Here is a 24,884-nt window from a genome sequence, read left to right as displayed (position 1 = left end):
TGGCGTTTCGGCGCACGGGTCAGGGAGTGGTGCCGGGGATCGGCGGGCCGAGGATGTCGTCGGCGTCGGTGATCCGGTAGGCGTAGCCCTGCTCGGCCAGGAAGCGCTGCCGGTGCGCGGCGTAGTCGGCGTCCAGCGTGTCCCGCGCGACCACGGAGTAGAAGTGCGCCTGTCCGCCGTCGTGCTTGGGCCGCAGCAGCCGTCCGAGCCGCTGCGCCTCCTCCTGGCGCGAGCCGAACGTGCCGCTGACCTGCACCGCCACGGAGGCCTCGGGCAGGTCGATCGAGAAGTTCGCGACCTTGGAGACCACGAGCACCCTGATCTCCCCCCGGCGGAACGCGTCGAACAGCTTCTCGCGCTCCTTGTTGGTCGTGGAGCCCTGGATGATCGGGGCGTCCAAGGCCTCCCCGAGCTCGCCCAGCTGGTCGAGGTAGGCCCCGATGACCAGGGTCGGCGCACCCTTGTGCTTCTCCAGGATCGCCTTGACCACCGGCATCTTGGTGCGCGCGGTGGAGCACAGCTTGTAGCGCTCCTCCGGCTCGGCCGTGGCGTAGGCCAGGCGCTCGGCGTCGGTGAGGGTCACCCGCACCTCGACGCAGTCCGCCGGGGCGATCCAGCCCTGGGCCTCGATGTCCTTCCACGGGGCGTCGTAGCGCTTGGGCCCGATGAGGCTGAACACGTCGCCCTCGCGGCCGTCCTCGCGCACCAGGGTGGCGGTGAGCCCCAGGCGCCGCCGGCTCTGCAGGTCCGCCGTCATCCGGAACACCGGGGCCGGCAGCAGGTGGACCTCGTCGTAGATCACCAGGCCCCAGTCGCGGGAGTCGAACAGCTCGAGGTGGCGGTACTCGCCCTTGGTCTTGCGGGTGATCACCTGGTACGTCGCGATGGTGACCGGACGGATCTCCTTGCGCTCCCCGGAGTACTCGCCGATCTCCTCCTCGGTGAGCGAGGTGCGGGCGATGAGCTCGCGCTTCCACTGCCGCCCGGCGACGGTGGTCGTCACCAGGATCAGGGTGGTCGCCTTGGCCCGGGCCATCGCAGCGGCCCCGACCATCGTCTTGCCCGCGCCGCAGGGCAGCACCACCACGCCGGACCCGCCCGCCCAGAACGAGTCCGCCGCCATCTGCTGGTAGTCGCGCAGCTCCCAGGCGGGCGAGCCGTCGTGCGCCTCGGTGTCCAGGGAGATCTCGTGCGCCTCGCCGTCCACGTAGCCCGCGAGGTCCTCCGCGGGCCAGCCGACCTTGAGCAGGACCTGCTTGAGGTGCCCACGCTCGGAGGGGTGCACGACGATGGTGTCCTCGTCCACCCGGGCGCCGAGCATCGGGGCGATCTTCTTGTGCCGCAGGATCTCCTCGAGCACGGCGCGGTCGAGGCTGATGAGCACCAGGCCGTGCACCGGGCTCTTCACCAGCTGCAGGCGGCCGTAGCGGCCCATGGTGTCGACGATGTCGACCAGCAGCGGCTGCGGCACCGCGTAGCGGGAGAACCGGACCAGCGCGTCGACGACCTGCTCCGCGTCGTGACCTGCGGCGCGGGCGTTCCACAGCGCGAGCGGGGTGATCCGGTAGGTGTGGATGTGCTCGGGGGCTCGCTCGAGCTCGGCGAACGGGGCGACGGCCTGGCGGGCCTCACCGGCCTGGGCGTGGTCGACCTCGAGCAGCAGGGTCTTGTCGGACTGGACGATCAGGGGTCCGTCGGTCACGCGTGGTCTCCTCCGTGGTGCTCCGGGCGGGGGGCGACCTTCCATCATCCTCTCCCGCAGCGCGGACGGTGGGCTGCCCCGGGTGGCCTGCGACACCGGGCGCGAAGGAGGCCAGGGGGCACCCGCCGTTGCCGTGGGACGACGGTCGGGGTCACGATCACCCGAACCGCCCGCGGAGCGGGGCGCCGACGCCTACCCTTCGGCTTCCGATCCACCGAAGAGGGACGCCATGACGACTCCGCCGCAGAACCCCTACGGTCCGGGGCAGGACCCGTGGGGCACGCCCCACCGCGGCCCGCAGCCGTCCCCGGGGCAGCCGTGGGGGCAGCAGCCGTCCCCGGGGCAGCCGTGGGGTCCGCCGGCCCAGGACCGCTCGCCGTACGGGCAGCCCGCCTGGGGTGCGGCCCCGCCCCCGCCGCCTCGGAGGAACAACCCGCTCGTCATCGTCGGCGCGCTGGTGGCGGTGCTGCTGGTGGCGGGGGGACTGGTCTTCGCCTCGACCCGCGGTTCGGACGGCCCGAGCGTCGCGGCACCCACGAGCACCGCGGTGCCCCCGTCGAGCGGGGCGGGCGGGACGTCCGCGCCGGCGCGCACCACCACCGCCCCGCCGTCGACCGCCGGGAGCGGGAGCGGGCAGCTCAGCGTGGACGTCGCCGTCGGTGGCTGCGTGGCCGTCTCCGGCTCGTCGTCCTCACCGGACCTGACGACGGTGGACTGCGGCAGCCGCGGCTCCAGCTACAAGGTGACCGCCACGGCGGCCACCTCCGACGGGTGCACGGCGGACTCCGACTACGTCTACTACGAGACGTCCCGGTTCGGGTCCGACGAGCTGGGGGCGCTCTGCATGGACGTCGACTGGACGGAGGGCCAGTGCTTCGAGCTGGGGGCGGGCAACCCGGCGAGGGCCGACTGCACCGTCCCCGGGACGGACGTGGAGAGGGTCGGGCCGATCCTGCGAGGCACCTCGGACGAGCAGGACTGCGACAAGGGCGGCATCCCCTACGCCGAGCGCAGCTTCGTCGTGTGCCTGACGAGGGTGACCGCCAGCTGAGCCTCAGTCCTCGGTGAGGGCGACGCTCGTGATGCGGTGCAGCGCGAAGCGGCGCATCTCGCCGGCCGCGGAGTCGAACGCCTCCAGCACCCCGCCCCCGACCGACACCGGGTCCACCACCCGCTGGCTGGCCACGCCCTGGGCGTCGACGTAGCCGATCCACACGCTGCGCCGGGCGCGCGCCGCCTGTTGCAGCACGCCCATGGTGGCGACCCCGCTGGCCCGGGTGCCGTCGGAGACCAGGCGGGCAGCGGTGGTGGTGCTCGCCGCCCGGTCACCGGCGCGCAGTCCCCGCACGACGGCCTCGCGCTGCTCCGCGCTGGCGGCCGAGGGCCCGGCCGGGGTTCGTCGCGCGCGCCGCAGGGCCACCCGTGCCCCGCCCGGCCGCAGGTCGACCACGTCGCCCGCGGAGTCCTCCCCGGCCGGGGAGAAGCCGGCCCCGCGCAGCGCGACGAGCAGCTCGGCGAGCGGGGCGGGGCTCACGGCCACGGTGGGGGCGAGCCGGCGCAGTCCCAGCTCCGCGGCCACGGGCGAGGACAGCACCTCCGTGAGCAGGGCCTCGTCGTCGCAGCGGAGGAAGGCCGCAGCCGTTCCCGCGCGGAGGCGCCCGTGCCGCCGGGCCACGTCGTCGAGCAGGTAGGTCAGCGACTGCGGCACCGGGGTGCGCGAGCGCCCGGCGAACAGGGCGTGCAGCTCGGCGGCGCTGCGCCCGGCGTCCAGGGCCCGGCGCACGCTTCCCGGTGACACCCGGTACACGGTGGCTGCTCCCGCGGACTCGACGTCGGCCACCAGCGCGATCTCGCGCTCCAGCTCGGGCTGCAGCGGGCCGGGGGCGACCACGGTCAGGTCGGCCTGCACCAGGACGTGGTCCACCGGCTCGGGCAGGGCCGCCGCCATCGCCCCCGTCGCGGTGGCGGGCGCCTCGAGCAGCGCCCGCCCCGGGCGGCTCAGCGCCCCGCGGCCGAGGATGCCCAGCGCGGTGGCCTCCGCCAGCATCCACCCGACGAGGTCCGCCCGACCCCGCCCGCCCCAGCGCGGCACCCGCCAGGCCAGCACCGCCTCCACGTCGGCCGGCTCGAGCGCGGCGGCCCTGCCCCCGCGGAGCGGGCGGTCGCCGAGCACCATCAGCACCCGGCGCCGGTCGCGCGGCGCCGACGGACGGCGCAGCTCGTCGCTCAGCGCGGCCAACGGCTTGTCCCGCTCGTCCCGCCGGCCCACCAGCCCGGGCAGCCGCGGCAGCTCGAGCCAGGCCCGGGCCAGCTCGAACCACCGCAGGGCGGGCTCGCCGGGCAGCCACGCGTCCACCGCGGTGGTCGGGGTCCACGAGGGATCCACGGCCTCGTCGGAGGTGACGAGCCCGGCGCCGACCAGCAGCTCGAGCACCAGGGAGGTGCGGGCCTCGTCGAGCTGGGCCGCCTTGGCCAGCCGCCGCACCTCGCGCACCCCGATGCCGCCGGACTTCAGCACCGGAGCGGGGTGCTCGCCCAGGGCGGTGAGCAGGTCGACGGCGTGCCGGAGCAGCTCGAGGGCCTCACCCGCGGCGGCGGAGTCCACCTCGTCCTGCTGGCGCGGCTGCACGGCGGGGGCGGGCTCGGCGGTGTCCACGCTCCCCAGGGGGTTGCGGCCCCGGATCACCGCACTGACCTGGCTGGGCAGCTCGACGGTCTGGTGGTCCACCGGCAGCAGCAGCCCGGCCGCCAGGAGCTGCTGCACCGGCCGGTCGGCGGGCGTGCCGGGGGCGGCGTCGCGGGTGCGGCCGAGCGGGGAGCCCTGGGCCAGCGTCGCCAGCAGCCCCGTCCTGGTCTCGTCGAGCCCCGCCACGAGCGCCTCGACGTCGGCACCCAGCAGCTGCGGCGAGGGCCGTCCCACCCGGCCCAGGGTCCGGGGCAGCACCTCGCGGGCCGCGGGCACCACGCGGACCCCGGCCACGTGCTCGTCCGGCCCCCACAGCAGCGCCCGCCGCCGCAGGGCGTCGAGACCCTGCTCGGTCCGGGCGGGTCCCACGTCGTGGCCGAGGAGCTCCGCGACGTCCGCGGGGTCCACGGCCTCGGCGTCGGCGCCGGCGAGCACGAGGGCCTCGAGCACGGTGAGCACGAAGGCGTCCAGCTCGTCGGCCGCGCGGGAGACCGAGGCGCGCAGCCCGGCCCGGGTCGCGAGGACGCCGGAGTCGGCCGGGGGCGGGACGGCCAGGTCGGGGCGCAGCGCCAGCAGCTCGACGAGGACGGGATCGGGCTGACGGGCGAGCGCTGCGGCCAGGCTCTCGGGTGCGGGCATCGCCCCCCAACCTAGTGACCGGCACACCCGTGCGCGGGAGGGCACCCGTCGGGCACACTGTGCCCATGGCCAAGGCAGAGGGCGGCAAGAAGAAGCAGTGGGTCGATCCGACGTGGCCGCAGCTGGCCGACGGTGAGCACCCCGTCACGGAGCTGGCCTCGCCGGTCGCCGGGGGACTGTCCCCGTTCGGTGACCTGGAGTTCCCGCTGGATTCCGTGCCTTACGTGCACCCCGTGACGGTCATCAACCGCTGATCGGTCCTGGCCGACGGCGATAGGGTCCACGAGCACTGTCGCCGATGGAGAGGTCCGCCATGCCCGTTCCCGGTCCCGGTTACTCGATCACCGTCCGGGTGGAGGCGCCGGCCACGGCCAGCGCCGCCGGCGACCTCGTCAGCGCGGTCGGCACCCGCGGCGGGGTGGTGACCGCGTTCGACGTCACCGAGAGCCACGCCAGCACCATCGTCGTCGACATCTCGGCGAACGCCACGTCCGAGGCTCACGCCAAGGAGATCACCGACCACCTCGACACCCTGGACGGCGTGAAGGTCCGCAAGGTGTCCGACCGCACCTTCCTCATCCACCTCGGCGGCAAGATCGAGGTGACCTCCAAGGTCGCGCTGCGCACCCGTGACGACCTCTCCCGCGCCTACACCCCAGGGGTGGCCCGCGTCTGCCAGGCCATCGCGGCCAACCCCGAGGACGCCCGCCGCCTGACCATCAAGCGCAACACCGTCGCCGTGGTCACCGACGGCTCGGCCGTGCTGGGTCTGGGCAACATCGGCCCGGCCGCGGCGCTGCCCGTCATGGAGGGCAAGGCCGCCCTGTTCAAGAAGTTCGCCAACGTCGACGCGTGGCCGGTGTGCCTGGACACCCAGGACACCGAGGAGATCATCCGCACCGTGCAGCTTCTCGCGCCGGTCTACGGCGGCATCAACCTCGAGGACATCGCCGCCCCGCGCTGCTTCGAGATCGAGGCCCGGCTGCGCGAGATGCTCGACATCCCCGTCTTCCACGACGACCAGCACGGCACCGCGGTCGTGGTCCTCGCGGCGCTGCGCAACGCCCTCCGGGTGGTCGGCAAGGACATGAACGACGTCCGGGTGGTCGTCTGCGGGGTGGGCGCAGCGGGCAGCGCGATCATCCGGCTGATGCTGCCGCTGGCGCCCGCGCACGTCACGGCGGTGGACGTGGCCGGCATCGTGCACCCCTCGCGGCAGGGGATGGACACCAACCTGGCGTGGATCGCCGAGCACACCAACGCCGACGGCCAGCAGGGCACCATCGCCGACGCGCTGGTCGGGGCGGACGTCTTCATCGGGGTCAGCGCCCCGGGTCTGTTCGGGGCCGACGAGGTGGCCACCATGGCTGCGGACGCCATCGTCTTCGCCCTGGCCAACCCGGATCCGGAGGTGGACCCCGCCGAGGCGCAGAAGCACGCGGCCATCGTCGCCACCGGGCGCAGCGACTACCCGAACCAGATCAACAACGTGCTCGCCTTCCCGGGCATCTTCCGGGGCCTGCTCGACGCCGGCGCCCGGGACATCACCGACGGGATGATGGTGGCGGCCTCCGCGGCGATCGCGGACGTCGTGGCCGAGCCCAACGCCAGCTTCATCATCCCCAGCGTCTTCGACACCGCCGTGGCCCCCGCGGTGGCCGCGGCCGTGCGGCAGGCGGCCGAGCAGCACCTCTCGGTGACCCAGGCCGCGGCGGAGGCGGACGAGGCGGCCGACGCCTGACCGCCGACGCCCCTGTCACGGCTGCGGCTAGGGTCGGTGGGTGAGCCAGAGCCTGAGTCACACCGACGCCACCGGCGCCGCGAGGATGGTCGACGTCACCGACAAGGACGTCACCTCCCGCACCGCCACCGCCACCGGCACCTTCCGCACCACGGCCGAGGTGGTCGCGCTCATCAGCAGCGACGGGCTGCCCAAGGGTGATGCGCTGTCGACCGCGCGGATCGCCGGGATCATGGCCGCCAAGCGCACGCCGGACCTGGTGCCGATGTGCCACCCGCTGGCCGTCACGGGCGTGACGCTGGACCTGGTGCTGGGGGAGTCGACGGTGGACGTGACGGCCACCGTCCGCACCACCGGGCGCACGGGCGTCGAGATGGAGGCGCTGACCGCCGTGGCCGTCGCGGGGCTCACCCTGCACGACATGGTGAAGGCCGTGGACCCGGCGGCCGTGATGGACGGGGTCCGGGTGCTGACCAAGTCCGGGGGCAAGAGCGGGGAGTGGGCGCGTGGGTAGAGCAGTGGTGGTCGTGGCGTCGAACCGTGCCTCGGCGGGGGTGTACGAGGACAGGACCGGCCCGGTGATCGTGGCGTGGCTGCGCGAGCGCGGGCACGCCGTGGACGAGCCCGTCGTGGTCGGCGACGGGCAGCCCGTCGCGGAGGCACTGCGGACGGCGATCCGGGCCGAGGTGGATCTCGTGCTCACCACGGGCGGCACCGGCATCAGCCCCACCGACGCCACCCCGCAGGTGACGCTGCCGCTGCTGGACTACGAGGTGCCGGGCATCGCGGACGCGGTGCGGGCCTCGGGCGGGGACCGGGTGCCCACGTCGATCCTGTCGCGCGGGGTGGCCGGGGTGGCGGGTCGGACGCTGGTGGTGAACCTGCCGGGATCGACGGGCGGGGTGAAGGACGGGCTGGCGGTGCTGGACCCGGTGCTCGCCCACGCGCTCGACCAGCTGCAGGGGGGTGACCACCGGTGAGCCCCCAGGAGCCTGGAACCCCGCGGGTGGCCCGGGCGACGGTGACCACGGACGTGCTCAGCGTGGCCGAGCACGAGGCGCTGGTGGCCGATCCCGCCGCCGGGGCGACGGTGAGCTTCGCGGGCGTGGTGCGCGACCACGACGACGGCAGGGGCGTGGACGCGCTCGACTACTCCGCGCACCCCAGCGCCGCCGCGCTGGTGGCCGAGGTGGCGGCGGAGGTCGCCGCTCGGGTGCAGGGGGTCCGGGCGCTGGCGGTCAGCCACCGGGTGGGGCCGCTCGCCATCGGGGACGTCGCGCTCGCCTGCGCCGTGTCGGCCGACCACCGCGCGGCCGCGTTCGAGACGTGCGCGCTGCTCGTGGACGAGGTGAAGGCCCGCATCCCGGTGTGGAAGCGCCAGCAGTTCGCGGACGGCACCCAGGAGTGGGTGGGCTCGGCCTGACCCGGACGCACGACGACCCCGGCACGGGGGTGCCGGGGCCGTCGAGGTGGAGCCGCGGATCAGAGGGTGAGCGTCTCACCCGGGAAGATCAGGTCGACGTTCTCGACGACGTCCGTGTTCTTCTGGAACAGGGCCTGGTAGCCGCCCTGCACGCCGTGCACCTGGGCGATCTTGGAGAGCGTGTCGCCGGCGACGACGGTGTAGTCCGCACCCGCCTTGGGGGGCGAGACGACGTTCGCCGTGCCGGAGGTGGCCGTGGTGGGCGCCTCGGCGACCTTCGGAGCGGCCTGCTGCTTCGGGGCCGCCTGCTGCTTCGGCGCCGGCTGGGCCTTGGGGGCCGGCTTGGCCTTCGGGGCTGCCTCGGCGGGAGCCGCCGACACCGCGGGGGCGGAGGACGTGTTCGCCGCGCCGAGGCCCTTGCCGCACACGGGCCAGGCACCCTTGCCCTGGCTGGCCAGGGTGCGCTCGGCCACGGCGATCTGCTGCGCCTTGGACGCGAGGTCCGCGCGCGAGGCGTACTGGGTGCCGCCGAAGGCCGCCCAGGTGGACTGGGAGAACTGCAGCCCGCCGTAGTAGCCGTTACCGGTGTTGATCGACCAGTTGCCGGTGCTCTCGCACTGCGCGACGGCGTCCCATTGGCCGGTGGACGCGGCCTGGGCCGGGGCGGCCGCGAGGATCAGGGGGGCGCCGAGGGCGATGCCCGCGATGGCGGCCCGGCCGAGGTGGCGACGGGTCGTGCCGGGCTTGCGGTGACGGCCGTGAGTGGTGCTCATGCTGGGTGGTTCCTCTCCGTGCGCCTGCGAGGTCAGCTGTCGGGTTCGGGCTGAGAGGTCGCCCGGCCGCACGGTTGTGCGGCTTCACCCCGAGGCCGAGCGCGTGCTCGGCCGGTCGTCCGACGATCCGGACGTGGGTCCCCCGTCCCTGCCCCTGGTGGTTCTCGTCGGGGCACCGGTGGGTTCCCGCGGGGCAGGGTTTGGCGCAGCGGGCCGGTGTGCGGCCTGTGGTTCGGCCGGGCCCGACCGTACGTACCCACCCCGGTCGTGTCAGGTCGGTCGTGCAAACAGGTCACGGCTCGGTAACGCGCGGGAGACCCCTGGCGATCTGGGTGTCTGTGCAGGTCACGGGCCTGCGGGACCGCGAGGTGAACAGCAGCTGGATGCCGTGGGGTGTGACCCAGATCACGAAAACGGCGTGTGGGCCACGTGTGCCCAGGCGCTCCTAGCCACCCGCGAAGGGGGGCAGCACGTCGAGCACGGAACCCGGGCGCAGGAGGTCTTCCCGGTCGCGGACGGCCACCTCGTCGTGCAGGAACGAGCAGCGCAGCAGCACCCGGGCGAGCTCGGGACGGCCCTCCCCGAGTGCAAGAACGAGGTCGGCCACGGTGGCGCCCACGGGCAGGGACCGCTCCTCGACGTCCGCACCGGCCGCGGAGCGCGCGGCCGCGAAGTGCCGCACCGTGACCGTCAGCAGGTCGGTGGTGCTGCCCGCGGGGTTCGGGGCCACGATCAGCCCCCGATCGCGCTCATCGGCCGGGTGGGCTGCAGGAAGCTCGGGTCGTTGATGCCGTGCCCGGGCAGCTTGCCCCACATGGCGTCCTGCCAGCGCTCGGCGATCTCGCGGTCGTCCGCCCCGCCGCGCAGCAGCGCTCGCAGGTCGGTCTCGCCGTTGGCGAACAGGCAGTTGCGGATCTGGCCGTCGGCGGTGAGGCGGGTGCGGTCGCAGTCCCCGCAGAACGGACGCGTGACCGAGGCGATGACGCCCACCGTGGCGGGACCGCCGTCGACCAGCCAGCGCTCGGCCGGAGCCGCGCCCCGGGGCTCGGTCGCGGGCGTGAGGGTGAAGCGGGTCGACAGCGACTCGAGGATCTCCTCCGCGGTGACCATGGTGTCGCGGCTCCAGCCGTGCTGTGCGTCCAGCGGCATCTGCTCGATGATGCGGAGCTCGTAGCCGTTGTCGAGGCAGAGCTGGAGCAGCCCCGGTGCCTCGTCGTCGTTCAGCCCGCGCTGCAGCACCGCGTTCACCTTGACCGGGGCGAGGCCCGCGGCCTGCGCGGCCGCCATCCCGTCGAGGACGTCCTGCAGCCGGTCGCGACGGGTGATCTTCGCGAAGCGCTCGCGGTCCACGGTGTCCAGGGAGACGTTGACCCGGTCGAGTCCGGCGGCCTTGAGCGCAGCCGCCTTGCGCTTGAGCCCCAGGCCGTTGGTGGTCAGCGAGAGCTCCGGGCGCGGGGTGAGCGCCGCGGCGTCGGCAAGGATCTCGGCGAGGTCGCGACGCAGCAGCGGCTCGCCCCCGGTGAACCGGACCTCCTCGACGCCCATGGTGGTCACCGCGATGGCCACGAGGCGACCGATCTCCTCGCGCGTGAGCAGATCGGTGTCGGCCATCCAGTCCAGCCCCTCGGCCGGCATGCAGTAGGTGCAGCGGAGGTTGCACTTGTCCGTCAGGGAGATCCTCAGGTCCGTGGCGGTGCGGCCGTGGGAGTCGACGAGCCGGGACGTCTGCGGACGTGCGGGGTCGCGACCCGGCGCGGTGCTCGGGAACGGGATCCCTAGTGCAACGGTCGTCATGTCGTCAACCTTACGGGCGTCGTGCGTGGTGGGCGGAGGGGTCAGGCGGTGGCCGGCCGGGTGCGCGCGGCCACCTCGCCGTGGCGACCGAGCTCCTGGCGAGCGACGGTCCGCAGGTGCACCTCGTCGGGGCCGTCGGCCAGGCGCAGCGTGCGGGCGGAGGCGTAGAAGCCCGCGAGCGGAGTGTCGTCGCTGACCCCGGCGCCACCGTGCACCTGGATGGCCCGGTCGATGATCCGGCACGCCATCCGGGGCGCGATGACCTTGATCGCGGCGATCTCGGTGGCAGCTCCGCGGGCGCCGTGCTGGTCGATCAGCCAGGCCGTCTTGAGCACGAGCAGGCGAGCCTGCTCCACCTCGATGCGGCTCTCGGCGATCTGCTCGCGCACCACCCCCTGCTCGGACAGCGGCTTGCCGAAGGCGACGCGCTCGGTGGCCCGGCGGACCATGAGGTCGATGGCGCGCTCGGCCATCCCGATCAGGCGCATGCAGTGGTGGATGCGCCCGGGGCCGAGGCGGGCCTGGGCGATGGCGAAGCCGCCACCCTCCTCGCCGAGCAGGTTCGTCACCGGGACGCGGACGTCGGTGAACCGGAGCTCGGAGTGCCCGTGCTGGTCCTGGTAGCCGAAGACGGGCAGGTGCCGCACCACCTCGAGGCCCGGGGTGTCCCGCGGGACCAGCACCATGGACTGCTGGGTGTGCCGCGGCCCGTCCGGGTCGGTCTTGCCCATCACGATGAAGATCGCGCAGCGCGGGTCCGCCGTGCCGGAGATCCACCACTTGCGGCCGTTGATGACGTAGTCGTCGCCGTCACGGACGATCGACGTCTCGATGTTCGTGGCGTCGGAGGAGGCGACCTGCGGCTCGGTCATGGCGAACGCGGACCGGATCTCGCCCTCCAGCAGGGGGGTGAGCCACTGCTCCTTCTGGGCCTCGGTCCCGAACAGGTGCAGCGTCTCCATGTTCCCGGTGTCCGGTGCCCCGCAGTTCAGCGCCTCGGGGGCCATGTTCGGCGACCAGCCGGTGATCTCCGCGACCTGGGCGTAGTCGACGTTGGTCAGGCCCGAGACCGACGGGAGGAACAGGTTCCACAAGCCGAGGCCGCGGGCGGTGTCCTTCAGCCGGTGCACCACGGGCGGCAGGTCGTGCTCCGCGGCGGTGCCCCGCCGCTCGGCCCGGAAGCGCTCGTACTCGTCCTCGGCGGGCAGCACGTGCTCGTCGAGGAACGTGCGCATCGTCGCGGTGAGCTCGGCGGCGCGGGTCGAGGGGGCGAAGTCCATGCTCCGACCTTGCCAGGTGAGCCGTGATCCACACCACCTGGGTGCGGTTCCGGCCAACGGCAGAACGACCGGGAGTTCCGCAGGTGCGAAAAGAGTGGGTTGTTGTCGGGGCAGCTGCGGACCTAGAGTCCCGCAGGTGCCGACATTCCGGATACGCGAGGCCGCCGACCTTCTCGGCGTCAGCGACGACACGGTCCGCCGGTGGGTCGATGCAGGCGGAATCGCGTCCTCGCTCGACGACGCCGGGCGCAAGGTGGTCGACGGTGCGTCGCTGGCGGAGTTCGCCCGCAGCCACGCGGCCGCCACCCAGGACCCCTCCGGTATCGGTCGCTCGGCCCGCAACCGCTTCGTCGGCCTCGTCACCCGGGTCGTCGCCGACGAGGTCATGGCGCAGGTGGAGATGCAGTGCGGTGGGCACCGGGTGGTCTCGCTCATGAGCAGCGAGGCCGTCCGCGAGCTCGGGCTGGAGCCCGGCGTCGTCGCCGTGGCCGTGGTCAAGGCGACCACCGTGGTCGTCGAGACCCCTGGAAGAAGCTCGTGACGCCGACCCGGACCCGGACCCTGGCGCTCGTCGCCGCGGCCGCCGCCGCCGCGCTCGTGCTGGCCGGCTGCGGCTCCAGCGGCGACTCCTCGTCCGCGGCGGCGACCACCGCGGGAGCGTCGTCGTCCGGCTCGTCAGCCCTCGACGGGGACATCACCGTCCTCGCGGCCGCCTCGCTCACGTCCACCTTCACCGAGATCGGCGCCCGGTTCGAGTCCGCGAACCCCGGGGTGAAGGTCACGTTCAGCTTCGCCGGGTCCTCCGACCTGGTCACCCAGATCGCGCAGGGTGCGCCGGGCGACGTCTTCGCCGCCGCCGACACCACCAACATGACCAAGGTGACCACCGCGGGAGACAACCGGGGCGATCCGGTCAGGTTCGCGACCAACGTCCTGGAGATCGCGACCCCCCCGGGCAACCCGGCCGGCATCACCTCCTTCGCCGACCTCGCGAAGCCCGGGGTCCAGGTCGTCGTGTGCGCACCCCAGGTGCCCTGCGGTGCCGCGGCGAAGAAGGTCGAGGACACGACCGGCACCGCCATCACCCCGGTCAGCGAGGAGCAGTCGGTCACCGACGTCCTCGGCAAGGTCGTCTCGGGCGAGGCCGACGCGGGCCTGGTCTACGTCACCGACGTCACCACCGCGGGCGACAAGGTCACCGGGGTCGAGTTCCCCGAGTCCGCCAACGCCGTCAACACCTACCCGATCGTCGCGCTGAAGTCCGCCGCGTCGCCCGGGACCGCGGCCGCCTTCGCGGCCTTCGTCGCCGGCCCGGAGGGGCAGGAGGTCCTGACCGCCGCAGGCTTCGGAGCGCCCTGATCCTGCGTCGCACCCGCCCGCGCCGCCGAGCGGCTGCGTACTCGGCGCTGCCGCGGTGGCTGTTCGTCCCGGCCGCGGCGGGGGCCCTGCTCGTGCTCCTCCCGCTGTCCGCGATGGTCGGGCGGGTCCAGTGGGGCAGCTTCCTCTCCCTCGTCACCTCCGAGTCCTCGCGCGCGGCGCTCGAGCTGAGCCTGCGCACCTCGGCGACCTCCACGGTGCTGTGCGTGCTCATGGGGGTACCCATGGCGCTCGTGCTCGCCCGCACGACGTTCCGCGGGCAGCGGCTGCTGCGCTCGCTGGTGCTGCTGCCGCTGGTGCTGCCGCCCGTGGTGGGCGGCATCGCGCTGCTCTACACCTTCGGCCGGCGCGGGCTGCTCGGCCAGCACCTGGACGCGCTCGGCATCCAGGTCGCGTTCTCCACGACGGCCGTGGTGCTGGCGCAGACCTTCGTCTCGCTGCCGTTCCTGGTGGTGAGCCTGGAGGGGGCGGTGCGCACGGCCGGACAGCGCTACGAGGCGGTGGCCGCCACCCTCGGGGCCCGGCCGTCCACGGTGCTGTGGCGGGTGACCCTGCCCATGGTGCTGCCGGGCCTGTTCTCCGGCGCCGTGCTGGCCTTCGCCCGGGCCCTGGGCGAGTTCGGCGCGACCCTGACCTTCGCGGGCAGCTACCAGGGGGTCACCCGAACCTTGCCGCTGGAGATCTACCTGCAGCGAGAGACCGATCCCGACGCGGCCGTGGCCCTCTCGCTCGTGCTGGTGGTGGTGGCCGTGGTCGTCGTGGTCCTGGCGCGCGGTCGGGAGGCCGCGCGGTGAGCGGGCTGCACCTGCGGGCCGCCCTGGCCCAGCGCGACCTCGACGTGGAGCTGCACGTGGCGCCGGGCGAGGTGGTCGCGCTGCTCGGACCCAACGGCTCGGGCAAGTCGACGCTGCTGTCGCTGGTGGCGGGGCTGCTGCAGCCCGACGCCGGTCGCATCACCCTCGACGAGGACGTGCTGCTCGACACCGACGCGGGCACCCACGTGCCGCCGCACCGCCGGGGCGTGGTGCTGCTCGCCCAGCAGGCGCTGCTGTTCCCGCACCTGTCGGCGGCCGACAACGTCGCCTTCGGGCCGAGGGCCAGGGGCCGCGGCAGGGGTGCGGCCCGGGCCGAGGCGGTGCGGTGGCTCGACGCGGTGGGCGCCGACGGGCTCGGGGCCCGGAAGCCCTCCGAGCTCTCGGGTGGGCAGGCCCAGCGGGTGGCGGTGGCCCGCGCGCTGGCCGCCGAGCCGCGGCTGCTGCTGCTCGACGAGCCGATGGAGGCCCTCGACGTCGCCGCGGCCCCGGCCCTGCGCCAGCTGCTGCGGACGGTGCTGCGCACGCAGGGGCGCTCTGCGCTGCTCGTCACCCACGACGTGCTGGACGCCCTGGTGCTGGCCGACCGGGTGGTGGTGCTGGAGTCCGGTCGGGTGGTGGAGTCCGGCCCCACCCGCGACGTCCTCTCCCGCCCCCGCAGCGCGTTCGCCGCGCGGGTGGCCGGGCTCAACCTGGTGGCCGGGACGGCGGTGGAGCACGGTCTGCGGACGACGGACGGCGTGCTCGTGTCGGGGACGGTCGACCCCGCGTGCGTGGCGGGGGAGCGGGCCGTGGCCGTGTTCAGCCCGTCCGCGGTGGCCGTGCACCCGTCGCGGCCCGACGGCAGCCCCCGCAACGCCGTCGAGGTGGTGGTGGCCTCGGTGGAGCCCCGCGGGGAGCAGGTGCGGGTGCGTGCGGTGGAGTCCGGCGACGGGGCCGGACTGATGGCCGACGTCACCGTCGGTGCGGCGGCCGAGCTCGAGCTGGTCCCCGGGGCGCGAGCGTGGTTCGCGGTGAAGGCGGCCGAAGTGGTGGTGCACCCGGGCTGAGGGTCGAGGGCAGCCGTGGGTGCCGCACCGGGAACGGCGTACGAGGACGCCGGTCACCGCCGGCACCGTCGTCGGGCGGCCCCAGGACCACGGTGCCCGTCCAGCCCGTCCAGCCCGGCCGAGGCCGCGCTCAGCCGAGGACGACCGCGGCGTCGTCGCCGACCACCCGGAAGGTGAAGCTCTCCTCCAGGTACAGGTGCACGACGTCCGCGTCGTGGTGGGAGTAGCCGACGGAGAGGTCCTGGCCCACGTCGAGCAGGAAGTCCCCGCCGCGCTGGCTCAGCACCACCGCACCGTCCACGCCCGGGGCCCAGACCACCGGCCCGCCGAGGATGCGGGTGAGGTGCTCCAGCAGCGGGAAGCCGCCGTGCTCGGTGGTCTCGACGATGCGGGTGTAGCCCTCGGGACCGATGGCCAGCGCGTAGGGACCCTCGATCCCGCGGCGGCGCAGGTTGTCCACCGCGCGGGCCACGGTCGCGGGGTAGGCGGCGCAGTCCGTGCCCAGCTCGGTGGCGGGTGCGGCGGCGGCCCCGGTGATGCCCGTGATGCCGGCGGCCTCCCAGCCGTGGAACACCGCTCGGTTCTCGATCTCGGCGATGGCCGAGGCGGCCCGCTCGACGTCGTCGAGATCGGCGTCGAGAGCGCCGCGCTGGACGTCGTCGATCTCGCGGCGGCTCACCGTGAACGGGACCCGCACCTCGACCAGCGGCTGCACGCGGCGCTGGCGCAGCTCCACGCCGGGGGCGGTGGCCTCGGCGTGGGTGATCCCGGCGGGCAGGGCCGTGATCGCGCTGGTGCGGCCGAGACCGGCGGAGTCACGGCGCCAGCCGCCCTCACCGACCCAGTCGACGACCGTGCGCGCGGCCAGCAGCGGGGTGAGCCGGTCGCGGGCCTCGTCGTCGATCTCCTTCCACGCCCGGGTGGGGATGGGCGCGTGCTTCCTCAGCAGGTGGTCGTCGGCGTTCGTCACGGGTCAGCGTCCCTTCAGGCTTCCGATGCCCAGCGACGAACCGCCGCCGGTGGCCCCGCTCGCGGGGTGGTCGAGCTCCCGCTCCGAGCCGGACAGAGCGAGCTCCCGCTCGACGTCCCGGACGTAGCCCTCGGGGTCCTTGTCCGAGGTGTCCACGCCGCGGGTGGTGGTGTGGGTGTCGAGGAAGGCCGCGAACTCCGCACCGAGCCGCTCGCGCAGGGCGTCGGGGGCGCGCAGGCGGAAGTCGCGCAGGCCCTCGTGCTCCTCCTCGCCCATGTGCTCGTCGTTGGCCTCGCGGGCGGCCATCACCGCGGTCCACCAGTCGTCGGAGGCCACCGGGTGGCGGTTCGCGTCGTGCAGGCCGTTGCGGATGTCGTTGTGGTCGCCGATGGCGTCCAGCGTCTCCGCCTCGGGGTCCTCGCCCACGGCGAGCAGCTGCGGGTAGAAGATCTTCTCCTCCGCGATGGCGTGCAGGTCCAACCGCGCGGAGAGCGGCTCCCACAGGGCCCGCACCGCCTCCGCGTCCACCGCGTCGGCGGCCTGCAGCGCGTCCAGGGCGTGGAACTGCCACCGGAACCAGGCGTGGTCCTCCAGGATGAGCGTCGTGATGTCAGGCACGCCCCGACCGTAGCGACTCGTGTCGGCCGGTGTGGATCCGGTGCGCAGCAGCACGGGCGGCCGTCGGCACCGCAGCCCCGCGCGACGTCACCCTGCGCGACGTCACTCCGCGCGACGTCACCCCGAGGTCGGGTTCGTCCCCGTCCCGGGGATGACGCGCACCGGTCCACCCGGGGATGATCGGTGCCGTGAGCGCACCGGAGCAGACCCCCGCCCGCTGGACCTACCTGATGGACATGGACGGCGTCCTGGTGCACGAGGACCACCTCGTCCCCGGGGCGGACGATTTCCTGGCCGAGCTGCAGAGCACCGGCACACCGTTCGTGGTGCTGACCAACAACTCCATCCGCACCCCGCGAGACCTCTGCGCCCGGCTCGCCGCGACCGGGCTCGACGTGCCGGAGGAGGCCATCTGGACCTCCGCGCTGGCCACGGCCGCGTTCCTGCACACCCAGCGCCCCGGCGGCTCGGCCTACGTGGTGGGGGAGTCCGGCCTGACGACGGCGCTGCACGACGTGGGCTACGTGCTCACCGACCGCGAGCCCGACTACGTGGTGCTCGGCGAGACGCGCACCTACTCGTTCACGGCCATCACCACGGCCATCCGGCTGGTGGAGCGCGGGGCCCGGTTCATCGCCACCAACCCTGACACGACGGGCCCCTCGCGGGACGGCTCGCTGCCCGCCACCGGGGCCGTGGCCGCCCTGATCTCCGCCGCCACCGGGCAGCAGCCGTACTACGTGGGCAAGCCGAACGCGCTCATGATGCGCTCGGCGCTGCGCAAGATCGGGGCGCACTCGGAGTCCACGCTCATGATCGGCGACCGGATGGACACCGACGTGCTCAGCGGGCTCGAGGCCGGCCTGCAGACGATCCTGGTGCTGACCGGGATCTCCACGGCCGAGTCGGTGGAGCGCTTCCCCTACCGGCCTACGCTGGTGCTGGACTCGGTGGCCGACCTGGTGGGACGCACGGCCACCCCGTTCGGCTGAGCTCGACCCGTCAGTGGTGCGGGGCGTGCGGGGTGTGCTCGGATGTCGCGCCCATGGCGTGCAGCAGCGCGTCGAGCTCGTCGTCGACCAGGCGGTACAGGGCCAGCCGGCCGTCCCGGCGCACGGCCACCGCACCCTCGGCCCGCAGCAGCCGCAGGGCGTGGCTGGTGGCGCTCTCGCTCATCTGGGCGGCCGCGGCCAGGTCGGTCACGCAGATCTCCCGCGAGCAGTGCAGGGCGAGGCACAGCTTCAGCCGGTGCTCGTCGCCCAGCAGCGCGGCCCGCTGGGCCCACCGCGCGACGTCCACGGCGCCGCCCCTGATGCGGGCCACGGCGTCGCACACCCGTCCGGCGTCGAGCACCCGGCTCTCGGCGAGGTCGTCGGTCAGGTGGTGCACGTCGCCCAGGATAGGTGGGCGGTGGCGGGCCGTGCGCCTGTCCCGGAGCCCGCGACATCGGCGAGCGCAAGCGGGATGTAGCGGGCCCTGCAGCACCAGGCGCGCTGCTGGGGTTCGAGGCGCTGGTGCGCTGGCAGCACCCGGAACGGGGCCTGCTCGGTCCCGGCGAGTTCATCCCCGACGCCGAGGAGACCGGCCTCATCGTCGCGCTCGGCGAGCACGTCCTGCGGACGGCGCTGCAGGAGGCCGCCGGATGGGTCACCGCCGCGGGCCCGCGGACACCACCGGGGCTGTCGGTGAACGTCTCCGCCCGGCAGCTCGACGAGCAGGACCTCCCGCAGGTGGTGGCCGCAGCCCTGCACACCAGCGGCTCCCCCGCCGCCTCGCTGGCGCTGGAGATCAACCAGACGGTGGTCATGCACGACGTGCAGCGCAGCGTGGCGGGCATGCGCGCCCTCCGCGCCACCGGCGTCCAGATCAGCATCGACGACTTCGGCACCGGCTACTCGTCCCTGAACTACCTGAAGCGGCTCCCGGTCACCACCCTGGAGATCGACCGCGAACTCGTCTCCGGGCTGGGTCACGACCCGCACGACTCCGCGATCGTGACGGCCGTCATCGCGCTCGCCCGGCAGGGCTCGGCCGAGCCCGTCCGGGCCCCAGCAGGACGCTGCCCGCCGCGGGAGGGCACCGGCAGCAGGATCGCGCCCGTCGCCGGTCGCGCGCCCGGTGCCGTGGCCGTGACGGACCTGCCCGGCCCGTCGTCGGTCACCTCGGTGGGTGCCGAGGGCCGCTGGTCGTCCGCACGGTGCGCTCGTGTGCGGCATAGGGTCGCCGTGTGTCGGGGTTGCGCGCACGGATCGGCGGGCTGATCAGCAGCTTCGCTGGTGTCGTCGCGGGCTCCGCCCCCCGGGTCGGCGCGCCCAGGGAGCACGTGGTGCCGGAGGAGGTCGTCGCGCTGCGGGTGCTGCAGCAGGTGACCCAGCGGGTGCACGCCAGCCTGGATCTCACCGAGACGCTGGATGCGGTGGCCCGGGGCGTCCTGGAGGCCACCGTCTTCTCGCTGGTGGTGATCAACCTGCGTCGCCCGTCGGGTGATCTCGAGGTCGTGTCCGTCGAGGGTTCGGACGACGCGCGGGCAGCCCTGCTGGGAACGTCCGAGCCCGGTGGGAAGTGGCTGCAGATCCTGGCAGGGTCCGACAAGTGGGGTGCACTCCGCTTCTCCGACCACCGGGCGTGGTCGCCGGACGAGGACACCCTGTTGTCGTGGGTGCCGGACATCCTCGTGTCGGAGGAGCCCGACGCGTGGCACCCGATGGACGCGCTGTTCGCGCCGCTGGTGGCGCCGACGGGCGAGTTCCTGGGCGCGCTGAGCGTCGACGTGCCCCGTGACGGTCGGCGCCCGTCCCGTGAGCAGTGCGCGCTGCTCGAGCTGTTCGCCGAGCACGCGGCGATCGCGATCGAGCACGCCAGGATGACCGCCGCCCTCGAGCGCAGCCGTGACGAGATGACCCACGCCGCCCAGCACGATCCGCTGACCGGGCTCGCGAACCGGGCCCTGCTCATGGAGCGGGGTGCGGTGGCTGTTGCCGGTGGTGGGGGCGTCGGGGTGGTCGTGGTGGACCTCGACGGGTTCAAGGCGGTCAACGACACCTCCGGTCACCGGGCCGGTGACGACGTGCTACGGGTGCTGGCGGCGCGGATGCGGGCCTGTGCGCGGGCGGAGGACCTGGTGGCCCGGATGGGCGGCGACGAGTTCGCGGTGGTCGTCCCGCTGTCCGAGGGAGTGGGCCCCGGGGCGCTGGAGGCGCTCGCCGACCGGCTGCGCCGGGCCTGCGCCGAGCCCGTGGCCGGCGACCGCGGGGGCCACCAGGTCGGGGCCAGCGTGGGCACCGCGGTGTTCCAGGTGGGGTCGAGCTTCGAGGAGACCCTCGCCGCCGCCGACGGCGCCATGTTCACCGACAAGCGCTTCCGGCGCGGGGTTCACGCACACTGAGGGGCTGGCGGGCCGTCAACCGTCGCGGGAGTGACGACCAGGCAGCAGCCTCACCGATCCTGACCAGGCTCACCTCCATCGGTGAGATCGTCTCGGGTCCGAGCCGCACCGTGATCTCCACGGTCAACGACGACCGTCGGACAGCGAGGATCGGGGTGGGTCAGAAGGGGACGGCGGTGTCGTAGGCGGGTTCGCCGCGGCCGGAGAGGCCACGGCAGAAGGTGACGGCGTCCTCGGTGATGTCGGTGCCGCCGGTGCCGAAGGTCCACTGCCCACCTGCGGGTCCGGTCAGCTGGAGGGTGCAGGGTCGACCGTGGCGGCCGGCCCACTCGGTGACGATGTCGGCAACGAGCTCACCGTCGTGCTCGGCGGTGAGCTGGACGTCGCGTCCGGTGGCCCGGGCGATGTCGACGCGGTGCATCCACAGGTCGCGGGTGAGGATGATGTCGACGAGGTAGCCCAGGGTCCACTGCTCGGTGGTGGTCCCGACGTGCTGCGGTACCGGCATGGTGCGGTGGCGGACGACGCTGGGGGTGCGCCGACGTCCCTTGGCCGCTCTGGGTCCGACGACCGCGAAGCGTGCGACCAGCTGCGCGGGGGTGTCGTGGGCGTGCTTGGCGACCTGCAGGGCGGTGAGGGCATCGATGAACTCACCGCCGGCCTTGCTGGCGGCCCGCATCTGTCTGACCTGCTCCGGGATCGACGCCGACATCTCGGCCATGCCCACGACGTGGCTGACGACGGCGTGCACGTCCCATGCTGGGCAGTCGGTGGCCGTGGTCCAGTCTGCCGGCTGGAGGGTGCGGAGCTGGGTGAGGGTGCGGTCGTACTCGGTCTCGGCCAGTCGCATGGCGATGGGCCGTGGGAGGGTGGGTGCGCGGGGTGCGGTGAGGGTGGTGGTCATCGTCCGGCTCCGATGGGTGTGTCGTGGCCGGGAAGCGCCTGGGCCGGGGCAGTCCGGCAGCCGAAGCGGGTCTCGTAGATGTCGGCGAGCTCGCGCAGCAGTCGGGGGCAGTCACCGTTGTAGGAGGATCCGTGCATCACGGCGAGGGTGGTGGGGTTGAGGTCGGCGAGGCGACGGTAGGCGGCGGGGACGGCCGGGCCCATCGAGGTCTGCCAGAACGTCTCCTCGGCGGTGATCGCGGCCTCGAGGAGGTCGTGGTCGGTGACGGGGTCGCCGTCGCCGAGCTGGGAGCACAGGTCACCGCAGAACAGGGTGCCGGTGACCTGCTCGAAGAACACGTGGGACTCCCAGTTGTGCGGAACGTGGGGGGTGGCGACCTCCAGCACGGTGCGGCGCAGCCCGGCGTCGCCGAGGTCGAGGACATCCCCGTCGGCGAGGGCCCTGGGTGGGCGGTCCAACATGTCGTTGAGGGAGAGCATCACCCCCATCGCCCCGTGGGCGACCTGCGCGTGGGGTGCCGCGGCGAGGAACTCGTTGACTGCCCCGCACTCGTCGGCCTCGACGTGGGCGAAGGCGATCCAGCGCAGGCTCTCCACCGGGAGGACCTGCTCGACCGCGGCGCGAACCACGGGGAACATCTGACGCATGCCGGTGTGGTAGAGCAACGGCTCCTGCGCGTCGACGAGGAACTGGTTGAAGGTGAAGCCTCCCGGTGCGATGTCCGGGACGCAGGTGGAGATGCGGTAGATGCGATCCGCGATCTGGTCGACCTTGGTGTCATTCATGGCTACCTCTGGTGGGTGGGGGTGGTGCCGAACTGGGCCAGGAACATGGAGACGAGGTCAGGCAGGGTCGCGGTGAACACCCCGTCGTCGAACGTCGCTCCGGGGGCGTTGGCCAGCTGCTGGGTCATGACACCGGAGGTCAGCACAGTCCAGGTGCGCAGCAGCCGGTCGACGTCGGTGTCAGCTCGGAACAGGGCCCGCTCACGCAGGGTCGCGAACACGGTGCGCGCCAGGGCCAGCATCTCCACCGCCGGCGCGTACGCGGCCGGGGATGGCTCGTACCCGGGGACCGGGCGCCAGCACATCAGCTGCGCCTGCACCGGGTGCTCGAGCATCCACCCCACGAAGCGCCGTCCGTAGACGAGGAGGTAGGCGGGCAGGTCGTCGGCCTCGTGCACCCCCGCCGAGACCGGGGTCATGGTGGTGAGGATCGACCGCCACCCCCGAGCGAACACCGCGTCGTACACCGCGTGCTTGGAGTCGAAGTACCCGTACAGCGAGGGCGAGCGCATCCCCATCCGCCGGGCGACCTCGGCGAGGGAAAGACCACCGACACCGAACTCGGCCATCACCTCGACCGCGACGTCGACGATCTGCTCGATCGTCTCCAGCCGGCGGAGGTGACGACGGTCCACCCGTACGGGTTCGGCACTCATGGCGAGAGTGTCCACCTACAGGCGTTAGGACGTCAACATCCAGTTAGGAGCCCGGTGCCGCGGGCGGAACAGGGCTGTAGACAAGCGCCCGGGACAGGAATTCCGTCTGTCGTCACCAATCCTCCGGCGCGGCGTGCAGGAAACGGGGCTCTGATGACATCGCTCGCGAGCGGCTACCACCTCGCCGTCGACGAAGGTGAGGCTTACGACTTTCTGAGCACGCTGTCCATCGTCAAGGCGAGTGGATCCGCGACCGGCAACGCACTCGGTGTTGTCGAGATGCGGTTGCCGGCAGGGTTTGCCCCGCCGCCGCACGTCCACCACAACGAGGACGAGGCGTTCTTATCTCCTCAGCGGGCGGATCGAGGCGCAGATCGGCGAGCAGAAGATCGCCGCGGAGCAGGGCGCGTTCCTGTGGCTGCCCCGCGACGTTCTGCACGGCTTCGTCGTCAGCGCTGACGGGCCCTGCACGATCCTCACCATCACGACGCCCGCGGGGTTCGACGGCTTCGTGGCGGAGGTGGGCACGCCCACCACCACGCTCGAGATGCCAGAACCCCGCCAGCCCGACATCCCCCGCCTGATCGAGATCTCTGCGCGACACGGGATCGAGTACCCGCCTCCACCGGACCGGCGGACAGACACCTGACGGGGGTCCGGTTCCGGTGGGTCAACCCCCCCCACCGGAAGTCTGAAGACATGTTCGACGAGCGGCCCTGTGCCACCCAGCACCCTCGGGCCGTCGACCCGGTGACCGACGGCCGTACAGCCGGGGTGGTGTGGTCGTCCTGATCCGGCTGGGCGGCTATGCGGGGTGGGCGGTGGTCCAGGCCCGGAACGGGGCGGTCGGGTCGTCGGTGGGACCCTGGGTGGCGGGCAGCGAGCGCCGCTCCGGCGGCTTCGTGTACTCGTCGTAGAAGCTGGACAAGCTCATGTAGCGGTTGCCGTCCTCGTAGTGCTCGTTCTCCTGCTCGCGGGTGGCGGCGAAGAACACCTGCTCGGGTGCTGCGTAGTACAGGGCTCCCAGGCACATCGGGCACGGGTACGCCGTGACGTAGACGGTGCACCCGCTCAGGTCGCTGCGTCCGGCTGCGGCCAGCTCCCGGATGGCGACGATCTCCGCGTGGGCGGTGGGGTCACCGGCCTGCGCCACCTGGTTGGTCGCCTCGGCCAGCACCTCCCCGGACTGGGCGTCGACGACGATGCAGGCGAACGGCTTGCCACCGTCCTCCACGTTCTGCAGGGCCATCGAGACGGTGCGCTGGAGCAGGGACTCATCCATGACCCGAACCCTAGGAGCCCTGACAGCGGGCTGCAGAACCTAGCGGTGTCCAGGTGACCCGCAGATCCCGCTCCCGGTCGTGCGGAACCCGGGCGTGACCTCCACCAGAGAGTCGCGCGCGGGGAACGCGGCCTCGAGCTCGGTGGCAGGGTCTTCGGGGACCGAAGTCACCAGCTCGCTCGCCAACCGCTCACGAGGCTCCACGGCTGCAGTGTCTTCCGTGTGCACTCCACCACGGCGGCGGAAGCGGACGGATCCGCCAGCCGGGGCCGGGTCATTGGCGTGGGCCCTGGCTCGTGGTTGGGTGGTGAAAACAGGAGGTCGTCATGAGTGTTGCGGTCATTGTCGTGGTCGTCGTCGTGGTCTTGGTCGTGCTGGCCGTGGGGGCGTTGGTGGTGCGGAAGAACGGCGAGCGCAGACGTGAGCAAGACCGTTCCGAGGCTGCGGACATGAGGAGCCGTGCGGCCGAGGAGGAGAGGGTGGTGCGTACCCACGAGGCAGAGGCCGCCGAGCAGGAGGCGGCCGCGCGGCAGGCTCGCGCTGAGTCTGACCGCAAGGCCGCGGAGGCGGACAAGCTGCAGGTGCAGGCCGACGAGCGTGGCGAGCGTGCCTCGGTCAAGCGTGACGAGCAGCGTGACCGGCTCCGCGCTGCTGACGACCTCGACCCAGACGTGCCCGAGGGGGCACGCACCGATGTCGGCGCCGACGCGGGCGGCCACCGCCACCGCGAGCCCGGGGGTGAGGAGCGGGAGGACCTCGGAACGGTCGCCGGTCACCGGGACGGGTCGGACAGCATCCCGCCGGCTGACCGGTAGCACCACGGTCCTTTATCTCGCGTCCGGTGGTGTGCGCAGGCGACGGTCGGAGGGGCCGCGTGAGGAGGATTCCCGTGCGGGCCGGCCACCACACCGGGCCCCGTCACCGGTGACGCACGGCCGACCATCGGCATGCTCGCCGCACTGTGCACGATGACCAGACCGGTGCACCATCACGGTTCCACCGAAATGG

At 73.3% G+C, this 24,884-nt stretch carries 28 protein-coding genes and 1 riboswitch; of the genes, 15 read left to right on the top strand and 13 right to left on the bottom strand.

Annotation, left to right across the window (positions count from 1 at the left end; genetic code table 11):
* Window positions 1-19: 19 nt before the first annotated feature.
* The gene (locus RHODO2019_RS14250) at window positions 20-1,702 is read right to left on the bottom strand and encodes a DNA repair helicase XPB (RefSeq protein WP_265382411.1); all 1,683 of its coding nucleotides are present in this window, start codon (window positions 1,700-1,702) and stop codon (window positions 20-22) included.
* Between the two features lie 229 nt (window positions 1,703-1,931).
* Between RHODO2019_RS14250 and lppU the strand changes: the two genes are divergently transcribed.
* The gene (gene lppU, locus RHODO2019_RS14245; RefSeq protein WP_265382410.1) at window positions 1,932-2,753 is read left to right on the top strand and encodes an LppU family putative lipoprotein; all 822 of its coding nucleotides are present in this window, start codon (window positions 1,932-1,934) and stop codon (window positions 2,751-2,753) included.
* 3 nt (window positions 2,754-2,756) lie between these two features.
* Here lppU and RHODO2019_RS14240 read toward each other — a convergent pair whose 3' ends face one another.
* Window positions 2,757-5,027 carry a helicase-associated domain-containing protein gene (locus tag RHODO2019_RS14240; protein WP_265382409.1) on the bottom strand — a complete coding sequence of 757 codons (2,271 nt, stop codon included), beginning with the start codon at window positions 5,025-5,027 and terminating at the stop codon, window positions 2,757-2,759.
* Between the two features lie 65 nt (window positions 5,028-5,092).
* Between RHODO2019_RS14240 and RHODO2019_RS14235 the strand changes: the two genes are divergently transcribed.
* From RHODO2019_RS14235 to RHODO2019_RS14215, 5 genes are all read left to right on the top strand, one after another.
* Window positions 5,093-5,281: a hypothetical protein gene (locus tag RHODO2019_RS14235; protein ID WP_265382408.1), complete on the top strand. Its 189-nt coding sequence runs from the start codon at window positions 5,093-5,095 to the stop codon at window positions 5,279-5,281.
* A gap of 59 nt (window positions 5,282-5,340) precedes the next feature.
* Complete coding sequence (locus tag RHODO2019_RS14230; protein WP_265382407.1) at window positions 5,341-6,768, top strand: NAD-dependent malic enzyme; 1,428 nt, start codon at window positions 5,341-5,343, stop codon at window positions 6,766-6,768.
* An 85-nt stretch (window positions 6,769-6,853) separates the two neighbouring features.
* Complete coding sequence (gene moaC, locus RHODO2019_RS14225) at window positions 6,854-7,282, top strand: cyclic pyranopterin monophosphate synthase MoaC (protein ID WP_265384789.1); 429 nt, start codon at window positions 6,854-6,856, stop codon at window positions 7,280-7,282.
* Window positions 7,275-7,748, top strand: coding sequence for a MogA/MoaB family molybdenum cofactor biosynthesis protein (locus RHODO2019_RS14220; protein ID WP_265382406.1), 474 nt, complete (start codon window positions 7,275-7,277; stop codon window positions 7,746-7,748). Before moaC ends, RHODO2019_RS14220 begins: the two co-directional genes overlap by 8 nt.
* Window positions 7,749-7,774: 26 nt before the next feature.
* Window positions 7,775-8,191: a molybdenum cofactor biosynthesis protein MoaE gene (locus tag RHODO2019_RS14215; protein WP_435532227.1), complete on the top strand. Its 417-nt coding sequence runs from the start codon at window positions 7,775-7,777 to the stop codon at window positions 8,189-8,191.
* A 59-nt stretch (window positions 8,192-8,250) separates the two neighbouring features.
* Here RHODO2019_RS14215 and RHODO2019_RS14210 read toward each other — a convergent pair whose 3' ends face one another.
* The 4 genes from RHODO2019_RS14210 to RHODO2019_RS14195 form a co-directional block, all read right to left on the bottom strand.
* Window positions 8,251-8,964: a transglycosylase family protein gene (locus RHODO2019_RS14210; RefSeq protein ID WP_265382404.1), complete on the bottom strand. Its 714-nt coding sequence runs from the start codon at window positions 8,962-8,964 to the stop codon at window positions 8,251-8,253.
* Window positions 8,965-8,991: 27 nt separating this feature from the next.
* A riboswitch (cyclic di-AMP (ydaO/yuaA leader) is annotated at window positions 8,992-9,109 on the bottom strand.
* A 300-nt stretch (window positions 9,110-9,409) separates the two neighbouring features.
* The gene (locus RHODO2019_RS14205; protein ID WP_265382403.1) at window positions 9,410-9,694 is read right to left on the bottom strand and encodes a MoaD/ThiS family protein; all 285 of its coding nucleotides are present in this window, start codon (window positions 9,692-9,694) and stop codon (window positions 9,410-9,412) included.
* 2 nt (window positions 9,695-9,696) lie between these two features.
* On the bottom strand, window positions 9,697-10,758 hold the full coding sequence (moaA, locus tag RHODO2019_RS14200) for a GTP 3',8-cyclase MoaA (protein ID WP_265382402.1): 1,062 nt from the start codon (window positions 10,756-10,758) through the stop codon (window positions 9,697-9,699).
* A gap of 41 nt (window positions 10,759-10,799) precedes the next feature.
* Entirely contained in the window at window positions 10,800-12,038 is a 1,239-nt protein-coding gene (locus RHODO2019_RS14195; RefSeq protein WP_265382401.1) for an acyl-CoA dehydrogenase family protein, read from the bottom strand.
* Between the two features lie 136 nt (window positions 12,039-12,174).
* Between RHODO2019_RS14195 and RHODO2019_RS14190 the strand changes: the two genes are divergently transcribed.
* From RHODO2019_RS14190 to RHODO2019_RS14175, 4 genes are read left to right on the top strand one after another with little or no spacing between them, the layout of a single operon-like run.
* A complete protein-coding gene (locus RHODO2019_RS14190) occupies window positions 12,175-12,579 on the top strand; it encodes a TOBE domain-containing protein (RefSeq protein WP_265382400.1) in 405 nt (134 codons plus the stop codon).
* Entirely contained in the window at window positions 12,576-13,397 is an 822-nt protein-coding gene (modA, locus tag RHODO2019_RS14185; protein ID WP_265382399.1) for a molybdate ABC transporter substrate-binding protein, read from the top strand. Before RHODO2019_RS14190 ends, modA begins: the two co-directional genes overlap by 4 nt.
* A 2-nt stretch (window positions 13,398-13,399) precedes the next feature.
* Window positions 13,400-14,209 (top strand): ABC transporter permease, encoded by an 810-nt coding sequence (locus RHODO2019_RS14180; RefSeq protein WP_354005605.1) that lies wholly within the window; start codon window positions 13,400-13,402, stop codon window positions 14,207-14,209.
* A complete protein-coding gene (locus tag RHODO2019_RS14175; RefSeq protein ID WP_265382397.1) occupies window positions 14,206-15,276 on the top strand; it encodes a sulfate/molybdate ABC transporter ATP-binding protein in 1,071 nt (356 codons plus the stop codon). The genes RHODO2019_RS14180 and RHODO2019_RS14175 overlap by 4 nt, the downstream gene beginning before the upstream one ends.
* Before the next feature lie 130 nt (window positions 15,277-15,406).
* Here RHODO2019_RS14175 and RHODO2019_RS14170 read toward each other — a convergent pair whose 3' ends face one another.
* Entirely contained in the window at window positions 15,407-16,246 is an 840-nt protein-coding gene (locus RHODO2019_RS14170) for a family 1 encapsulin nanocompartment shell protein (protein WP_265382396.1), read from the bottom strand.
* A 3-nt stretch (window positions 16,247-16,249) separates the two neighbouring features.
* Window positions 16,250-16,864 (bottom strand): hemerythrin domain-containing protein, encoded by a 615-nt coding sequence (locus RHODO2019_RS14165; protein ID WP_265382395.1) that lies wholly within the window; start codon window positions 16,862-16,864, stop codon window positions 16,250-16,252.
* A 176-nt stretch (window positions 16,865-17,040) separates the two neighbouring features.
* Here RHODO2019_RS14165 and RHODO2019_RS14160 point away from each other — a divergent pair, with 176 nt between their 5' ends.
* Window positions 17,041-17,856 (top strand): HAD-IIA family hydrolase, encoded by an 816-nt coding sequence (locus tag RHODO2019_RS14160; protein WP_265382394.1) that lies wholly within the window; start codon window positions 17,041-17,043, stop codon window positions 17,854-17,856.
* Between the two features lie 10 nt (window positions 17,857-17,866).
* Here RHODO2019_RS14160 and RHODO2019_RS14155 read toward each other — a convergent pair whose 3' ends face one another.
* Complete coding sequence (locus tag RHODO2019_RS14155) at window positions 17,867-18,253, bottom strand: ArsR/SmtB family transcription factor (protein WP_265382393.1); 387 nt, start codon at window positions 18,251-18,253, stop codon at window positions 17,867-17,869.
* A gap of 14 nt (window positions 18,254-18,267) precedes the next feature.
* On the opposite strand from RHODO2019_RS14155, the gene RHODO2019_RS14150 reads away from it, so the two are divergent.
* Complete coding sequence (locus tag RHODO2019_RS14150) at window positions 18,268-19,125, top strand: EAL domain-containing protein (protein ID WP_265382392.1); 858 nt, start codon at window positions 18,268-18,270, stop codon at window positions 19,123-19,125.
* On the top strand, window positions 19,092-20,249 hold the full coding sequence (locus RHODO2019_RS14145; RefSeq protein ID WP_265382391.1) for a sensor domain-containing diguanylate cyclase: 1,158 nt from the start codon (window positions 19,092-19,094) through the stop codon (window positions 20,247-20,249). The genes RHODO2019_RS14150 and RHODO2019_RS14145 overlap by 34 nt, the downstream gene beginning before the upstream one ends.
* A 160-nt stretch (window positions 20,250-20,409) precedes the next feature.
* Here the strand turns inward: RHODO2019_RS14145 and RHODO2019_RS14140 are convergent, their stop codons facing one another.
* From RHODO2019_RS14140 to RHODO2019_RS14130, 3 genes are read right to left on the bottom strand one after another with little or no spacing between them, the layout of a single operon-like run.
* Entirely contained in the window at window positions 20,410-21,153 is a 744-nt protein-coding gene (locus tag RHODO2019_RS14140; RefSeq protein ID WP_265382390.1) for a maleylpyruvate isomerase family mycothiol-dependent enzyme, read from the bottom strand.
* Window positions 21,150-21,938: an oxygen-binding di-iron domain-containing protein gene (locus RHODO2019_RS14135; RefSeq protein WP_265382389.1), complete on the bottom strand. Its 789-nt coding sequence runs from the start codon at window positions 21,936-21,938 to the stop codon at window positions 21,150-21,152. Before RHODO2019_RS14135 ends, RHODO2019_RS14140 begins: the two co-directional genes overlap by 4 nt.
* 2 nt (window positions 21,939-21,940) lie before the next feature.
* Window positions 21,941-22,594: a TetR/AcrR family transcriptional regulator gene (locus RHODO2019_RS14130; RefSeq protein ID WP_265382388.1), complete on the bottom strand. Its 654-nt coding sequence runs from the start codon at window positions 22,592-22,594 to the stop codon at window positions 21,941-21,943.
* Window positions 22,595-22,892: 298 nt separating this feature from the next.
* Here RHODO2019_RS14130 and RHODO2019_RS14125 point away from each other — a divergent pair, with 298 nt between their 5' ends.
* Window positions 22,893-23,243 carry a cupin domain-containing protein gene (locus tag RHODO2019_RS14125; protein WP_265382387.1) on the top strand — a complete coding sequence of 117 codons (351 nt, stop codon included), beginning with the start codon at window positions 22,893-22,895 and terminating at the stop codon, window positions 23,241-23,243.
* 156 nt (window positions 23,244-23,399) lie between these two features.
* On the opposite strand, the gene RHODO2019_RS14120 is transcribed toward RHODO2019_RS14125, so the two are convergent.
* The gene (locus RHODO2019_RS14120; protein WP_265382386.1) at window positions 23,400-23,876 is read right to left on the bottom strand and encodes a nucleoside deaminase; all 477 of its coding nucleotides are present in this window, start codon (window positions 23,874-23,876) and stop codon (window positions 23,400-23,402) included.
* A gap of 347 nt (window positions 23,877-24,223) precedes the next feature.
* Between RHODO2019_RS14120 and RHODO2019_RS14115 the strand changes: the two genes are divergently transcribed.
* Window positions 24,224-24,691: a hypothetical protein gene (locus RHODO2019_RS14115; protein WP_265382385.1), complete on the top strand. Its 468-nt coding sequence runs from the start codon at window positions 24,224-24,226 to the stop codon at window positions 24,689-24,691.
* Window positions 24,692-24,884 lie beyond the last annotated feature (193 nt).

This window comes from Rhodococcus antarcticus (genome assembly GCF_026153295.1).
Lineage (GTDB): Bacteria > Actinomycetota > Actinomycetes > Mycobacteriales > Mycobacteriaceae > Rhodococcus_D > Rhodococcus_D antarcticus.
This window is presented reverse-complemented; position numbering and strand designations above follow the sequence as displayed.

What these genes read in the sequence shown, in the direction of transcription:
- lppU (WP_265382410.1), top strand. Translation starts at nt 1,932, where the DNA reads ATGACGACTCCGCCGCAGAACCCCTACGGTCCGGGGCAGGACCCGTGG.
- RHODO2019_RS14240 (WP_265382409.1), bottom strand. Translation starts at nt 5,027, where the DNA reads ATGCCCGCACCCGAGAGCCTGGCCGCAGCGCTCGCCCGTCAGCCCGAT.
- moaA (WP_265382402.1), bottom strand. Translation starts at nt 10,758, where the DNA reads ATGACGACCGTTGCACTAGGGATCCCGTTCCCGAGCACCGCGCCGGGT.
- RHODO2019_RS14230 (WP_265382407.1), top strand. Translation starts at nt 5,341, where the DNA reads ATGCCCGTTCCCGGTCCCGGTTACTCGATCACCGTCCGGGTGGAGGCG.
- RHODO2019_RS14140 (WP_265382390.1), bottom strand. Translation starts at nt 21,153, where the DNA reads ATGACCACCACCCTCACCGCACCCCGCGCACCCACCCTCCCACGGCCC.
- RHODO2019_RS14235 (WP_265382408.1), top strand. Translation starts at nt 5,093, where the DNA reads ATGGCCAAGGCAGAGGGCGGCAAGAAGAAGCAGTGGGTCGATCCGACG.
- RHODO2019_RS14135 (WP_265382389.1), bottom strand. Translation starts at nt 21,938, where the DNA reads ATGAATGACACCAAGGTCGACCAGATCGCGGATCGCATCTACCGCATC.
- RHODO2019_RS14195 (WP_265382401.1), bottom strand. Translation starts at nt 12,038, where the DNA reads ATGGACTTCGCCCCCTCGACCCGCGCCGCCGAGCTCACCGCGACGATG.
- RHODO2019_RS14160 (WP_265382394.1), top strand. Translation starts at nt 17,041, where the DNA reads ATGATCGGTGCCGTGAGCGCACCGGAGCAGACCCCCGCCCGCTGGACC.
- RHODO2019_RS14130 (WP_265382388.1), bottom strand. Translation starts at nt 22,594, where the DNA reads ATGAGTGCCGAACCCGTACGGGTGGACCGTCGTCACCTCCGCCGGCTG.
- RHODO2019_RS14210 (WP_265382404.1), bottom strand. Translation starts at nt 8,964, where the DNA reads ATGAGCACCACTCACGGCCGTCACCGCAAGCCCGGCACGACCCGTCGC.
- moaC (WP_265384789.1), top strand. Translation starts at nt 6,854, where the DNA reads ATGGTCGACGTCACCGACAAGGACGTCACCTCCCGCACCGCCACCGCC.
- RHODO2019_RS14120 (WP_265382386.1), bottom strand. Translation starts at nt 23,876, where the DNA reads ATGGATGAGTCCCTGCTCCAGCGCACCGTCTCGATGGCCCTGCAGAAC.